Source organism: Saccharopolyspora indica (genome assembly GCF_027853965.1).
In the GTDB taxonomy this organism is placed as follows: domain Bacteria; phylum Actinomycetota; class Actinomycetes; order Mycobacteriales; family Pseudonocardiaceae; genus Saccharopolyspora; species Saccharopolyspora indica.
Genome location: NZ_JAQGLB010000004.1, coordinates 27,447 through 42,147 on the forward strand (window position 1 = coordinate 27,447; position 14,701 = coordinate 42,147).

The 14,701-nt window shown below is 72.3% G+C and carries 11 protein-coding genes and 1 pseudogene; 2 read left to right on the plus strand and 10 right to left on the minus strand.

Annotated features, from left to right (window positions below; genetic code table 11):
• Positions 1-13: 13 nt before the first annotated feature.
• From OU416_RS40290 to OU416_RS10765, 4 genes and pseudogenes are all read right to left on the minus strand, one after another.
• A pseudogene (locus tag OU416_RS40290) lies at positions 14-361 on the minus strand (GtrA family protein); the annotation flags it as partial.
• Positions 327-1,754, minus strand: coding sequence for a glycosyltransferase family 2 protein (locus OU416_RS10755; RefSeq protein WP_270926746.1), 1,428 nt, complete (start codon positions 1,752-1,754; stop codon positions 327-329). The gene OU416_RS10755 and the pseudogene OU416_RS40290, both read right to left, overlap by 35 nt.
• A complete protein-coding gene (locus OU416_RS10760; RefSeq protein ID WP_270926747.1) occupies positions 1,751-3,298 on the minus strand; it encodes a glycosyltransferase family 39 protein in 1,548 nt (515 codons plus the stop codon). Before OU416_RS10760 ends, OU416_RS10755 begins: the two co-directional genes overlap by 4 nt.
• Positions 3,299-3,543: 245 nt before the next feature.
• On the minus strand, positions 3,544-6,963 hold the full coding sequence (locus OU416_RS10765; RefSeq protein ID WP_270926748.1) for an L-tyrosine/L-tryptophan isonitrile synthase family protein: 3,420 nt from the start codon (positions 6,961-6,963) through the stop codon (positions 3,544-3,546).
• A gap of 427 nt (positions 6,964-7,390) precedes the next feature.
• Here OU416_RS10765 and OU416_RS10770 point away from each other — a divergent pair, with 427 nt between their 5' ends.
• Positions 7,391-8,074: a TetR family transcriptional regulator gene (locus OU416_RS10770; protein WP_372907222.1), complete on the plus strand. Its 684-nt coding sequence runs from the start codon at positions 7,391-7,393 to the stop codon at positions 8,072-8,074.
• A gap of 181 nt (positions 8,075-8,255) precedes the next feature.
• On the opposite strand, the gene OU416_RS10775 is transcribed toward OU416_RS10770, so the two are convergent.
• Positions 8,256-9,431 carry an amino acid deaminase/aldolase gene (locus OU416_RS10775; protein ID WP_270926750.1) on the minus strand — a complete coding sequence of 392 codons (1,176 nt, stop codon included), beginning with the start codon at positions 9,429-9,431 and terminating at the stop codon, positions 8,256-8,258.
• An 82-nt stretch (positions 9,432-9,513) separates the two neighbouring features.
• Here OU416_RS10775 and OU416_RS10780 point away from each other — a divergent pair, with 82 nt between their 5' ends.
• On the plus strand, positions 9,514-10,818 hold the full coding sequence (locus OU416_RS10780) for a D-arabinono-1,4-lactone oxidase (RefSeq protein ID WP_270926751.1): 1,305 nt from the start codon (positions 9,514-9,516) through the stop codon (positions 10,816-10,818).
• Between the two features lie 60 nt (positions 10,819-10,878).
• Here the strand turns inward: OU416_RS10780 and OU416_RS10785 are convergent, their stop codons facing one another.
• From OU416_RS10785 to OU416_RS10805, 5 genes are all read right to left on the minus strand, one after another.
• Positions 10,879-11,535 (minus strand): SDR family oxidoreductase, encoded by a 657-nt coding sequence (locus tag OU416_RS10785; protein ID WP_270926752.1) that lies wholly within the window; start codon positions 11,533-11,535, stop codon positions 10,879-10,881.
• 226 nt (positions 11,536-11,761) lie between these two features.
• Positions 11,762-12,394 (minus strand): hypothetical protein, encoded by a 633-nt coding sequence (locus OU416_RS10790; RefSeq protein ID WP_270927170.1) that lies wholly within the window; start codon positions 12,392-12,394, stop codon positions 11,762-11,764.
• A gap of 272 nt (positions 12,395-12,666) precedes the next feature.
• Positions 12,667-13,455 carry an IclR family transcriptional regulator gene (locus OU416_RS10795; protein ID WP_270926753.1) on the minus strand — a complete coding sequence of 263 codons (789 nt, stop codon included), beginning with the start codon at positions 13,453-13,455 and terminating at the stop codon, positions 12,667-12,669.
• A gap of 94 nt (positions 13,456-13,549) precedes the next feature.
• The gene (locus OU416_RS10800; RefSeq protein ID WP_270926754.1) at positions 13,550-13,999 is read right to left on the minus strand and encodes an HD domain-containing protein; all 450 of its coding nucleotides are present in this window, start codon (positions 13,997-13,999) and stop codon (positions 13,550-13,552) included.
• Positions 14,000-14,016: 17 nt separating this feature from the next.
• A complete protein-coding gene (locus OU416_RS10805; protein WP_270926755.1) occupies positions 14,017-14,496 on the minus strand; it encodes an anthrone oxygenase family protein in 480 nt (159 codons plus the stop codon).
• Between the last annotated feature and the right edge of the window lie 205 nt (positions 14,497-14,701).

Consider the following 14,701-nt stretch of genomic DNA (forward strand, 5'->3'; position numbering starts at 1 on the left):
CGCTGAACACCGCCAGCGCCAACAGCTCCGGCAGCAGCCCCGCCGCCGGCACCGCGGCGCGCACCAGCAGCAGCCCCAGCACCGTGACGGCGTAGGTCACCGCGAACGCCAGCAAGCCGCGGATCTGCACCGATGCCGTGGAATTCGGCCGGTCGCGGAAGGTGCAGCGTCGGTTGAGCTCGGTGTTGGCCACCGTCGCCACGACCAGCGCGACCAGGTTGGCCAGCAGCGCCGGGCAGCACGGCCGCAACGCCGCGAACAGCGCCGCGTGCAGGACCGTCGTGAACGCGCCGACGCAGGCGAACGGGACCAGGCGCCGGGCGCCGTCAACGCGCGGTGTCCGCGTCGAGCACGAGGCCATGGGCCGTCAGCTCCCAGTAGTGCCTGCGCTTCGGGCGCGCCAGCTGGGTCACCGCGCGGATCGCGGCCACGCTCATCAGCGCCCAGTACAGCGGGATCGTCAGCATCGCGGGAACCGCGCGGTGCAGCCCGGGGCGCACCATGCACGCGACGATGAACAGGTAGATCGTGGCCAGGTTGCCGAGCAGCATCACCACGACGCCCGCGTAGAGCACCGGCCCCGGGTACAGCGGCTCGATTCGGCTCGGCCCGTCGAGCAGGTACCAGCAGGACAGCGCCCAGAAGACCGGGGTGCACAGCACCGTCAGGTTGCTGACCGCGAAGGTGAGGTGGAAGCTCGCGAACCGGCGCCAGCCGAGCTCGGCGAGCAGCCTGCGCGGGTGGCGCATGTGCACCAGCCAGGTCTGCAGGTGGCCCTTGATCCAGCGGCTGCGCTGCCGGATCCAGTTGCCGGTGCGGCTGTTGGCCTCTTCCAGCGTGACCGAGTCGAGCATCCGCACCTGCCAGCCGCGGCGGGCGATCCGGATGCCGAGGTCGGCGTCCTCGGTGACGTTGTGCGGATCCCAGCCGCCCAGTTCGCGCAGCGCCGAGGTGCGCAGGTGGTTGGACGTGCCGCCGAGCGGGATGGGCAGGTCGAGCCGGTCCAGGCCGAGCAGGGTGAGCCGGAAGTTCAGCGCGTACTCCCCGGCGAACATCCGGGTCAGCCAGTTCGTCCACGGGTTCCAGTAGGCGAGTTCGGCTTGCAGGCACGCGACTTCCGGCGGGTGGTGGGCGAAGGCGGCGGCGGCCTTGCGGAGCTGGTCGGGCTCCGGCCGGTCCTCGGCGTCGAAGATGACGCAGTGCTCGGCGGTTACCCGGGCGAGGCCGGCGTTGCACGCGTTCGGCTTGGTGCGCGGCCCGCCTTCGGGCACCACGACGATCTCGTACTGCGGGCCGAGGTCGTGACCGGCCAGCGCCGAGCGCGTGGTGCTGTCGTCCTCCTCCACCAGCAGCAGGACGTGCAGCTTGCCGACCGGGTAGCGCAGCGCGTCGAGGTGCGCGAGGAGGCTGGGCAGCACCGCTTCCTCCCGGTGCAGCGGCACCAGCACGGCGTAGCTCGGCAGCTCGTCGTCGGGGATCTCGGTGCCGACCGGCTCGACCGCTCGGGGCGCGAGCAGCACCAGGAACACCCGGTAGCCGATCACCAGCACGTAGCAGGCGGTCATCGCGATCACGCCGATCTGCGCCCAGGCCAGCGCGGACACGCCGTAGCCCGTCACGGCCCAGAGCAGGACCGATCCGAGCACGAAGCCCAGTGCTGCCAGCGAGAACCTGCGCTGACCGGTGCTGAGCAGCTCCCGCGCGCTCAGGTGCTCCGGCAGCGGAGCGACTGCGGATTCCGTCCCGATGCTCATCGGCAACTCCCGCGAAGCCGGTAGACCTGCCGGTCGGCGTCCGCGTACACCAGCGCGTAAGACCTGGTCAGCTCTGGTTTTCCGTGCAGGCTCGTCCACACCCGGTCGGGCACTCCGCGGGCGCGGCCGAGGTGGATCCACCGGATGCCGTGCGCGGCCGGGTCGGCCAGCGCCGGTTCCCACTGCCGGTAGCTGCCCTCGTAGACGACGTCGCGCAGCGGGATGCCCGATTCGAAGTTGACGGTCTCGTTGTTCCAGGACTGCATCAGCACCCGTCCCCGGTCGTAGTGCTCGCGCAGCCAGGCTGCGCCTCGCGCGCTGGTCCGCTCGGCCGCGCCGGCCCGGAAGGCCTGCGGCTCCTGCAAAGTGGCGATGCCGCCCGCGGCGAGCAGCACCGAGGCGATCCCGGCAGCCACCGGCGCGCACCGGGCCAGCGAGCGCGGCCGCACCTGCGCGGCCAGGTATCCGATGAGCAGTGCGGCGGGCACGATCACGACGAGCCCGAACCGGACGTTGTACAGGTCGCCGCTGATCTGCGGGACGTGCAGCGGCCGCTGCCCGGATTGCAGTGCGAAGACGTAGAAGACGGGCAGGACCAGCAGCAGAACCGGCGCCAGCGCCTCCGCCCGCAGGCGGGTCCGCCACACCAGGAAGCCGAGCCCGGCCGCCGCGGCGACCAGCACCACCGGCCCCACCACCGCGACCACCGCCCACAGGTAGCTCGCGCCCGCCACGGCCCAGTCGCCCACCGCGGGATCACCGGCCGCCACCCACAGCTCCGGCTTGGCGAACTCGCCGCGCAGGAAGTTCAGCGGGTCGCCGAAGATGATCGCGTTCCAGCCGATCCAGCCCACCACGCCGCTGGCGGCCAGCACGCCGAACAGCACGAGATCGGCCCGGACCACGTGCCAGCGCCCGGCACGGCGCCACGACCGCCAGCCGACCGCGGCGACCAGCACCGGCAGCAGCACCCAGCCCTCGTAGCGGACGAGCGTGGTCAGCATCGTCGCGAGCGCGCAGAGCAGCAGGTACCGGAGCCGATCGGTGCGGCACCACGCGACGAAGCACGCGATGGTCGCGGCGATGCCCGCCAGCATCGGCACTTCCGTCATGGGCGTGCTCTGCAGGTAGAGGACGTTCGGGTTGGTCGCGAACACGGCTGCCGCGACGACGCCGCCGACGGCCTTGCCGGTGATCCCGCGACCGGCCTGGTAGAGCCAGCCGGTCGCCGCGACGTAGCAGCCCATCGACAGCGCGCACGCGCCGATCCCCGACCGCAGCAGCGGATCCCACTCCACCAGCGGAGCGGCCAGCAGGTGCGGCAGCGGCAGCCAGACGCCGCCGAGCTGGGCGGCTCCCGGCGTCGACGCGCCGGAGACGCGGCCGGTGATCAGCAGGTGGGACATGGCATCGGCGTAGGCGAGCGTGGTGCCGGAGAGCGCGGTGACCACGCAGGCGCCGATCGACAGCAGCGCGGCGGCGACCAGCACGGCGATCAGCGCGGGATCGCGGAACCGGGCAGCGGGACGAGACGACATTTCCATCGGGTCTTCCTGCTCATGTCGTGCGGTCGGCGCGTGAGCGCCCGACCTGGGCGCGCGCCATCACGCCCCGAACCGGGGCGGAGGGCTGGATGCGTTGATGAGCCGCTTCAGGCGAACCGGCGCTGCGCTGGCCTGGTCCGAACGGCGATGCACTCAGCTTCCAGGCCGTTGAGCTGGACCGCAAGGAAAACGCCCCGAGGGGATGCTGTCCTCGGGGCGCGCGTAATCGTCGGGCGTTCGGGGCGTCACTTCCGGCGGAGGCGGGCCTTGGCGATGAGGTGCTCGTCCAGGCGCAGGCCCGACTGCGGCGCCGCGCCCCGGGGCGTGGGGACGTGCGAGCGCTGCGCCGGGTAGGTGCGGTCGGCCGGGACCATCGCCCAGGGCTGCCGCGGGCCCAGCAGCGGCGAGTAGACCGGCACGAACCCCTGGTCCAGCAAGGAGATCGCGAAGTCCACCGCCACCGTGCCGCGCGGGTCCAGCACGCCGGTGCCCTGCCACGGCAGCAGGCCCGAGCCGCCGAGGTAGGTGAAGCCCAGGCAGCCCTTGCGCACCGCGCTGAGCGTCAGCCGGACCCGGTTCGGGAACATCCGCTCGTAGCCGAACTCCTCGTCCACCTGCATGGTCGCCATGTAGCGGATGACGGTGTGCCACGCCCGGCGCAGCACCGCGCAGCGCGCCTGGCGCACCTCGGCGGACACGCCCTGGTCGCCGAGGTTGTAGACGTCGGCGTAGATCGCGGTGGACCACTCCAGCCGGTCGACGCCGGTCGGCACCGAGACCGGCACGGAGTACACCATCGACATCAGGATCTCCCGGAACAGCCCGATGACCTGCGGCGCGAAGTCGTCCGCGCCCGCCGTCCAGCGGTGCACCCGCTCCAGGGTGCGCAGCGGGTTGTCGGTGATGTCGAACTCCCGCAGCGATTCGCCGAGCAGCCGCCGGTACTTGGCGATCCGCTCGGCGCGCTGCGCGGGCAGCCCGGGCCCGAGCCGCTGCTCGGCGACCACGTCGATGTCCTCGACGAGCGTCCGGTCGCCGATGCCCGCCAGGTCGGCGTACTCGCGCAGCTTGCGCTGGTAGGCCTCGGTGATCGCGGCCGGGCGGCTCCGGAAGTGCCGCCCGTCGGTGAGGATGTTGAAGTGCAGGCCGGGCGGGTGCACCGCGCTGATCGCCCGCTGCATCTCGCGCAGCCGGGCCATCGCGCCGAACTCGGCCAGGTCGGGCAGCGGGCCGCCCGCCTTGAGCCGGTTCAGGCACTGCTTGACCGGGAAGCCGAGCAGCACCACCTCGATCGGTTCGCCGCGCCGCACCGGCGGTTCGGCGTCGGCCCGCAGGTCGGCGAGCTGGTAGTTGGCGCGGGAGCCCTTGAAGAACTGCTTGCGGGTGAGCACGTGGTGCACCGCGGCGAGCACCTGCTCGTCGGCCGCCGGTCCCCGGTCGAGCCCGAACTTGGCCGCCGCCGCGAGCCCGGTCCGCGCCGCCGCGCGATCGGCGTCGGCGAGCACCGAATCCACGACGTCGCGGGTCTCCTGCGCGGTGAGGTGCACGGCCCAGCGCTGCGCCAAGCGGTTCTTGCGCAGCGCGCCGATCTGCAGCTCCTCCAGCGAATGCGTGTTGGACAGGCGCGGTCCGATGCGCTCGTCGGGGCGCGGGCGGGTTTCGAAGGTGGCGATCACCGCGTCCTGGTGCCTCCGGCGCTCGGCGGCGAACCCGGGGATCTCCACCGCGACCGACCGCGCGGCACCGAACTCCGCGCAGATCGCGTCCCGGCCGGACCGCGCGTCGTCGAAGACCGCGACCACGTCGACCTCGCCCAGGTCCGCCGGTTTCAGCGCGCCGTCGTCGGGCAGGAACCGCAGGTCCGCCTCGGCGATCCCGGCCGCGGCCAGCACTTCCTCGGTCTGCTCGCGGAACCGCTCCTTGCGGCGGGTGTAGAACACCACCTGCCCGCCGGCGTCCTGCACGTCCCAGGCGAACCGGGCCAGGCCCGCGTTGACGCTGTCGGTGCGCAGCCGCTCGCGCGGGCGCGCCAGGAACGCGCGGACGAAGTCGGCGCGCACCGCCGCCCAGTCCACCGCCGGGTAGCGCTCGCCCAGCGCGCTCTGCTCGACGAAGTCGTCCCAGGTCTCCGGGGAGTGGGTCGGCAGCAGCGGCAGGGTGCCCGCGCTGGCGAGTTCGAGGATGCCCTCCGGAGCACCGGGTCGCGGCCCGGCGATCGCGCGGGCGGCGTCGAGGATCCGTTGCAGCGGGACGAATCCGCACAGGTCGACGTCGATGGCCACCGCGGGCCTGCCGAGGTCCGGGTTCCACCGGCGCTGCCGGGTGCGCTGCTGGACGTCGTCGAGCACCGACCGGAGCACCGCGTCCTGCTCCTCCGGCACGGTGTGCGCGTAGCACTGCAGCGGCTGCTCGCCCGAGAGCAGCTCCGCGGTGCTCGGATCGAGGTAGCGCAGCTCCTCGGCGATCACCCGGTCCACCGCGTGCCGGATCTGGCCCGCCCGGCGACCGCCGCCGAGCTCGGTGAACCCGGTGCTGAGCCGGTCCAGCGTGCCGACCAGCGCGCGGACGCCCGCGGCGACCTCGGCGCGACCCGGCTCCCAGCTCACCCGATCGTGATCGGTGACCACGATCCGGCCGGTGGCTTGCAGTTCCGGGGAGAGCTCGACGGCCAGCCCGGTCTCGTCCAGCGCGAATAACCCGATCCGGTGAACGTCGAGGGCCACCCGGAAGGTCCGCAGCAGCGGCCGGACGAAGTGCTCCAGGAAGTACTCGAGCTCGTCCTCGCGCCATTCGAAGCGGTTGTCCAGCACCACGCGGAGCAGTTCCGGCGTGCCGTCCGCGCCCGGCCGCAGCAGCGCGGAGAGCGGGACGGCGATGGTGCCGCCGGGGTGCGACGGGTGCGCGGGCGCCGGTTCGGCGAGGCGGATCAGCGCCGCCGCACCGGTCTCGGTGTCGACCACCGCACCCGGCACCGGTTGCGCCGCGCAGTGCATCCGCAGGTTCGGATCGTCCGCCACGACCTCCGAAAACCGTTCCCCGCAGCGGATCTGCCGCTGCGCGCGGTCGCGCGAGGTGACCGAGCTCAGCTGCACGGTGCGGGCCCGGCCGTCGACGCTGAGCTGCCCGCTGGGCAGCTGCACGGCCAGGTCCGGATCGGTGACCGCGATCAGCAGCTCCGCGGTGAGCTCCGGGTCGGCGCCGGGCAGCAGTTCGACGCGGTCCAGCGGAACCCTGGTGCAGGCACCGGGTTCCGGCGCGTCGGCCAGGGATCGGGTCAGCCGCTGCAACCAGCTCGCGTCGAAGACCTTGCGGGTGCGGCGCGAGCGCACCAGCGCGCGGTACAGGTCGGCCCAATCCGGTTCGCCGCCCAGCGGAACTCCGCTGCCGATGCCGGTGAGCAGCAGTCCGCCGCAGGAGCCGCGCTCGACGCGCAGCCCGTACCCGCCGTCGCCCAGCAGCTCGTTCGCCGCCGCGGTGGTCAGCCGGCGCCGGAGCGCCGGGGCGTCCTCGGCCGCGAGGCGCCGGCTCGGGCGGTGGGCCGGCTCTGCGGTCAACCGCGCGGTCACGGCGTCGCGGTGCGCGTCGCGCACGGGACAGCGCAGCAGGCACGGGTAGCCGCGGCAGGGTCGTTGCAGGTCCTCGCGCTCCCCCAGGTCGGAGTCCACCGGGTAAGCACATCACGTCGAACGACGGGAAAACGAGAGGAAGCCGCGCAGTAACCCACAATGACCTTTCTGTCACGGAGAATGACGACCCGATCACCCTAGATAGTGACCTCGCGCGCTGACAACATGACTCAATGCATATCCGAATCATGTAACGCGGCCGGATCCGCAGGTCAGAGGCAGGGCTGTCACCCGGCCGATGACCAAACACCCCGATTGGTCAAGTCGTTGCCCGAGAAATCACCCGTTCGATTGATACCGTCTTCGGCATGTCCGGAGCGCACGACCGCCTGCGGGCCGGGAGACTTGGGACATCACCGGCATCCGGGAACGTCCCCGGAATTCACCGGTGAACCAGACCGCCGGGTCGAACTCGGCACATCTCCCAGGGATCCCCTGAAAGAGAATCACGGTCGTGGTCGGCAAGATGGTCAGTGAAGATGATCAAGGAGTTGCCTTGCCAGCCGAAGTCGCCCCACTGCGCCGCAAGCCGGTCCAGCAGCGCAGTGCACAACGCGTGGAGAAGATGCTCGTGGCCTGCGCCGAGCTGATCGACGAGGTGGGGTACGACGGGTTAACGACCACGCTCATCGCCGAGCGGGCCGGTGTCGCGGTCGGCTCGCTCTACCAGTTCTTCCCGGACAAGCGGGCGGTGGTGCAGGAGCTGACGCTGCGCAACCTGGACCGCTTCGTGCGCACCGTCTCGGCCCGCTTCGAGCAGCTGGAGCTGGCGCACTGGTGGGACGCGGTGGACGCGGTCTTCGACGTCTACCTGACCATGCACCGCGAGGTGCCCGCCTTCAGCCGCCTGCACTTCGGCGACGTGGTCGACCTGCGCCTGCTGGACCCGGGCAAGGACAACAACGCGGTCATCGCGGAGAAGCTGATCGGGCTGCTCGCCGAGGAGTTCGGCCTCGACCCGCAAGATCTGCTGCTGCCGCTGGCCGTCGCGGTGGAAGCGGCGGATGCGGTGCTGCACATGGCATTCCGCCGCGACCCGGCGGGCGATCCGGTGCTGGTGGCGGAGGCGAAGGAGATGGTCCGCGGTTACCTGTCCAACCGGATTCCGGAGAATCAAACACCGTCGGCGAAGCCGTCCACGCCTTTGTAAGCGGCGGCAGCCGCTTTGAGTGGGCACGCAGGTCGACCACCGGCGGGTTCTGAGTGCTTTCCTGGCGAGGACGGCCCCTCCGCCGTGTATCGGACATACATCAGGAGGGGCACCCGCAGTCCGGGGAAGCACTCAGGTTCCGCCACGCAACCACCCGAGCAGACCGACCACCGATGGGCTTTCAGCCGAAGGATCTGCCCTCGCCGCGGTAGGTCGGGACAGTGGTCAGCTTCCGGCCGTCGATCAGGTGGTAGTGGGTGAACCGCTCGGCCAGCTCGCCCGCCTTGGCGTGCCGGAACCACACCCGGTCGCCGAGGCGGAGCCGGTCGGCGGCCGGCCCGACGACGGGCGTCTGCACCTCGCCGGCGCCCTCCGTCGAGGTCAGCCGCAGCCCGCGCGGCCGGATCGGCGCGGGAACCCGGTCGGCGCCCGGCGGGCCGGAGGCCAGGTAGCCGCCGCCGAACAGGGTCGCGATGCGCGGTGCCGGCCGGTGCACGACCGGCAGCGCGTACTGCACCGCGGGGCGCGGCTGGAACGACCGGTAGGCGTCGAAGAGCGAGGGCCCGATCAGCCCGGAACCGGCGGCGAGCTCGGTGACCGCCGATTCCGCGGCGGTGCGTTCGAGGCTGCCGGTCCCACCGCCGTTGACGAATTCCAGCGGTGCCAGCGCGCGCACCTCGCGGACCACCGCGGCGCGCCGCTCGGCCAGCTCGGCCGCGGACCGGCGCTGCAGCCAGCGCACCGCGGCGGCGCGCAGCGGCTGTCCGGCGGGCGCGTCGCCGATCCCGGCGATCTGGCCCTCGTACACCATCACGCCGACCAGCTGAAAACCGTTGCGGCGCACGATGGTCGCGGCGGCCCGGCGCGCTTGGCCGGCGCTGTGCAGCGGAGAGCGGCGGGTGCCGATGTGCAGACCGGGCAGCGGCCGCCAGGAAGCGTCGACCTCCAGGCAGAGCCGGATGTCCGGGCGGGTGGCGCCCACGGCGTCGTCGATGAGGTCCAGGTGTTCGGGCGAGTCGACCATGAGCGCGATCGCCGCGGCGGCCGCCGGATCGGCGGCGAGCTCCCGCAGCGCACCGCGATCCACCGTCGGGTAGGCGACCAGGATGTCGTCGCCGAGCCCTTCCCGGTGCAGCCAGAGCGCTTCGGCGAGGCTGTAGCACATCAGCCCGGCGAACCCGGGAGTTCGCAGCGCGCGGGCCAGGAGTTCGCGGCAGCGCACCGACTTCGTGGCCACGCGGATCGGCCGTCCGGCCGCCCGCCGCACCAGGTCCGCGGCGTTGTGGTCGAACGCGTCGAGGTCGACCACCGCGAACGGCGGGTCCAGCTCGCTGGTGATCTCGTCTATCCGGGGCACGTCGACAACGGTAAGCCGAAAGGTCTTGTTATGTGAATCTCTTTCACATAATTTCTCGGCGTATGCACCGAAGGAGGTGGGCATGCAGCGTTGGACCAACTGGGCCCGCACGGCCACCGGCACCCCCAGCAGCGTGCTCGCGCCGCGGGACACCGCCGAAGCCGCGGTCGCGATCAGGGAGGCCGCGGACGCCGGCCGCACCGTGCGCCCGCTGGGCACCGGCCACTCGTTCTCCAGCATCGGATCGCCGGGCACCGGCTGCGCGCTGGACCTCTCGCACTGGACCGGCATCGTGCGCGCCGAACCGGACACCGGGCTGGTCACCGTCCGCGCCGGAACCCCGCTGCACCAGCTGAACGCCGAGCTCGACGGCCTCGGCCTGGCGATGGCCAACCTCGGCGACATCGACCAGCAGACCATCTCCGGCGCCATCTCCACCGGCACCCACGGCACCGGCGGCGCGCTCGGCGGCCTGGCCACCCAGGTCGAGGAGCTGGAACTGCTGCTCGCCGACGGCAGCGAACGGCGCTGCTCGGCCACCGAGGACCCCGAGCTGTTCGCCGCCGCGCGCGTCGGCCTCGGCGCCCTCGGCGTGATCACCTCGGTGACGCTGCGCTGCGTACCCGCGTTCACCCTCCACGCCGACGAGCGCCCGGCGCCGCTGGAGGAGGTGCTGGAGCGCTTCGACGAGCTGGCCGCCGACAACGACCACGCCGAGTTCTACTGGTTCCCGCACAGCGCGAACACGCTGGTCAAGCGCAACAACCGGCACGACGGCCCACCGAAGCCGCTGCACCCGGTCCGGCACTTCCTGGAGTACGAGGTGCTGGAGAACCGGCTGTTCGGCACGGTCTGCAAGCTCGGCCGCGCGGTTCCCCGGCTGGTGCGGCCGCTCAACCGGATCTGCGCGTCGACCTGGTCCGCGCGCACCTACAGCGACCGCTCGCACCGGGTCTTCACCACGCCGCGCAGCGTCCGGTTCGTGGAGTCCGAGTACGCGATTCCGCAAGAAGCGCTGCGAGATGTGCTGCGGGAGCTGCGATCCGCCGCGCGCGGACTGGACGATCCGGTCATGTTCCCGGTCGAGGTGCGCGTCGCGGCGGCCGACGACATCTGGTTGTCCACCGCCTACGAGCGCCCGACCGCCTACATCGCGATCCACCAGTTCCAGGGCATGCCGCACCGCCGGTGGTTCGACGCCTTCGAGGACATCGCGGGCGCGGCGGGCGGGCGGCCGCACTGGGGCAAGATGCACCGGCTCGACGCCGCCGCGCTGCGCGAGCGCTACCCGCGCTTCGACGACTTCCGCCGCCTGCGGGCCGAGCTCGACCCGGCGGGCGTCTTCCGCAACGCCTACCTGGACCGCGTTCTCGACCCCTGTGGATAACTCCGCGACCTGTCCACAGCGGGACCGCGATCCCGCTGTGGATCGGCTGCCCGATCCGGGTCAGCCGAGGACCTGGCGGAGGGCCTCGGGGATCGGGGTCGGGCCGTTGACGAGCTCCAGCTCCCGCCCGACCGAGGCGGGTTCGTCCAGGAGTGCGAGGAGCACCGCCGCGACGTCCGCCCGGGTCACCTCGGCGCGGCCGACCTCCGAGTCCAACCGCACCCAGCCGGTCGGCTGATCGTCGGTCAGCCGACCGGGTCGCAGGATCGTCCAGTCCAGCGGCCGGGACCGCAGATCCGCCTCCGCCGCGCGCTTGGCGTCCAGGTACGCGCCGAAGACCGGGTCCACGTCGGACGGATTCGGCTTCCGCGTCCCCATCGAGCTGACCTGCAGGAACCGGCGAACTCCGGCCTCCTGGCAGGCGTCGGCGAGCAGCGCCGAGGCCGCCCGGTCCACAGTGTCCTTGCGCGCCGCACCGCTGCCCGGACCCGCGCCCGCGGCGAACACCGCGGCGTCCACACCGGACAGCGACCCGGCCAGGTCGACGGCGTCGATCCGCTCCAGATCGGCCACCAGCGGCTCCACGCCGTCGGCCCGCAGATCCGCCGCGTGGTCCGGGTTGCGGATCAGCCCGAGCACCGAGTCGCCGCGTTCGGACAGGCCCCGGCCCAGGTGTCGCGCGATCTTCCCGTGGGCGCCGGCAATCACGATTCGCATGCCGTCCAACGTAGGCCACCGGCCGCTTCTGCACCGATCAACACAACCTGTGGACAACTGGCCACAACCTGTGGACAACTGGCGCGGAGTGTGGGGCGAACGGCCGCGCACCACAACGGGTGGTGCCGGCGGGCCGTTCGCCCCACACCTCATGGGTGGGGATGAAGAATGCGCAGTTCCAGCCGGAGTGAAGCGGCGCGGGCGGCTGGAACTGCGTCCCCAGGGGTTAGCTCCGGGTGGGTGCCGGGGCCTCGGTGGCGAGCAGCTGCTCGTAGACCACCTCGTTCACCCAGCGGGAGACCGCGGTGTGCTCCACCGGTGGCGCGTCGGCGAAGCAGCGGCCCGGCAGCTCGACCTGGACGTCGTCGCCGTCCGCGCTGAGCACCGCGATGCCGAACTGGCGGGCCCGGATCAGGCAGGTCTCGGTGAAGTCGGGGGCGATCGCGACGGTGCGCGGCACCACGATCGCCGCGCTGGTGAACCGGGAGAACGGCACCGCGGCGGTCAGCGCGCTGCGCCAGTGCCGCGCCGGGGCGAGCACGCCGGAGAGCTGCGCGGCGGGCGGGGGCACCCGGCCGTCCATCTCCGGCCACACCCAGGTGGAGATCTCCGCGCGGTCCAGCACCGGGCCGCTGCCGAGGCAGAGCCGCTCGGCGTGCGATTCGGGCAGCAGCTCGGCCGTCGCGATGACCTGCCGCCCGTACAACTTCACCGGCGGCAGCACGCTGCCCGCCCACCCGAGGATGTCGACCGATCGCTGCGCGAGCCGGCCCATGGAGGCGACCGGTCCCAGCGGGGACCGAAGTTGCGTCGTCGAGCAGGCTCGGACCTCGTCCTCGGTCCAGGCACGTCCCGGCATTCCGGTCACGGCGTTCCGCCTCCCTCATGAACAGCGCTTGCACTCCACGGCCACCGACGGCGGGGCCACGTGCTGACTAAAACAGCTCGGGGCGGGTTCTGCGCTGCTCATCGGGGGTCGCTGCGACCGGCGGCGGGCATCGGTCGGTGACTGGTCGATGAATGACAACTGGACTTCAGTCCAGCGATGCCGCCATTCAGGTGATAGCGATGCGACTCCCAGTTCCGGTGCGCGCTTCGGGGTGCTGGAGCGCCCCGAAGCGCGCACGGGCGCTACCGGGACAGCAGGTCCAGCTCGGAGCGGTCCAGCTCCACCAGCCGCTGCCGGATTCCTTCCGCGGCGGGCAGGAGCGCCTTGACCAGCTTGCCGACGTCGGCGCGAGCGCTGTGCGCCACGACGCCGAGAGCTGCGACGACCGAGCCACCGGCGTCGTGCACCGGCACCGCGACCGAGCAGTTGCCGAGCGTCATCTCCTCGTTGGCCTGGGCGAAACCGCGGCTGCGCACGCTCTGCAGCTCGCGCCCCAGCCTGCCGGGCTCGGTGATGGTGTAGGCGGTGTGCCGGTCCAGCCCGCGCTCGCAGCACTCGTGCACCACCGTCGTCGGCGCGTGCGCGAGCAGCACCTTGCCGACTCCCGTCGAGTGCAGCGGCAACCGCCCGCCGCTGCGCGAGATGATCGGCACCGCGCGCGGCGTCGTGAGCTTCTCGACGTAGACGACCTCCAGCCCGGAGCGGACCGCGAGGTGGACGTTGTCGTGGGTGTGGCGGCACAGCTCCTGCATGTGCGGCAGGGCGACCTCGCGCAGCCGGCTGTTCACCGGCGCGAGCAGCCCGATCTCCCACAGCCGCAGGCCGATCGCGTACCGGCCGTCGCCGTCGCGCTGCAGCGCGCCCCACATCTCCAGCTCGCGGACCAGCCGGTGCGCGGTGGCCAGCGGGATCTCCGCCCGCCGCGCGATGGCGGTGAGGGTCAGCCGGACGTGGTCGATGTCGAAGGCGGTGAGCACGCTGAGCGCGCGCGCCGTGACCGATCGGCCAGGATCCCGGCTGTTCCCCGCCATGTCGCCTCCCGTGGAGCGGTCACCTGGCCGCTCGGGTGTCACCAGCTGGACCCAAGCCCAGCACAGTCGATCGTTTTCGCCAAGCCCGCGCCGATCAGCCGAGCCCGAGCAGCTCCCGCATCCGCGCGTACTTGCGGGCGAGCCGGTCCCGGGTCGCGGCGTCCAGCGCGGCCAACCGGCGCGGATCGGCGTTGTGCGCCAGATCCGCCTCCTTGACCAGCACCGCGCCGGGAGTCGCGAGGATCCGCGCGGCGTACTCGGCCGGTTCCTCCCCGGACCTCTTGGTCACGGCGAGCACGATGTCCCGGGTCCCGGCCGGGAGCGGGGCCCGGCGCAGCCACTCCTCGGTCACCGCCCCGTCCTCGACGGAGTCGTGCAACCAGGCCGCGGCGATCTGGGCCTCGCTGCCGCCGCGGTCCCGCACCCCGGCGGCCACCGCGGCGAGGTGCTCGACGTACGGCCGCCCCGCCTTGTCGACCTGCCCGCGGTGCGCCCGCGCGGCGAACTCGGCGATCTCGTCCAGGCCCATGCCCCGCGCTCCCACAGCCGAACCGTACAAGATCAACTCGTCAGCACCCCGGTGACCAGCGCGATCAGCCAGCACAGCAGGGAACCGACGCCGGCGAGGGCCCGGACCAGGTTCCACCGGACCCACCTGCCCTCGAACCGCTCCCGCAGCACGACGTCGTCCGCGCCACCGGCGGCCAGCTCGTTGTTCAGCGGCACGTTCACCGCCCCGGTGACCAGGAACATCACCAGGTAGAGCCCGGCACCGGCGACCGCCCACCACGCCCCGGGCGCGGCGGCGGACCACACCAGCCACGCGGCCACCCCGCCCAGCACCAGCCCGCCGAGGAACATCGGCAGGAAGACCGGGTTCAGGATCGCCGCGTTGATCCGCTGCATCGAAGCGACGAACGCCCGGTCCTCCACGGCCCGCAGCCCCGGCATCACGGCGTACCCGAACCCGGCGAACAACCCGGCCACCAACCCGCTGCAGCACACCGCAGCGACCACCAGCACCTCGACCAAAGAACCCACTCCAGCGGCCAACCCGGACAAAACCACCGATCACCATAGGCCGCCGAACGCGGCGCACCCCCGCACTCGGCCCAAGAAGCCCCGAAACCGCAACCGAGTGGTGATCCCCACACTCCCCGATCGAACCCCGGTGTTCGCTGTCCGCTGAACCCCAACGCTCCCCCGAACATGACAAACCCCACCCCACAACAAAACCCGGCACCCC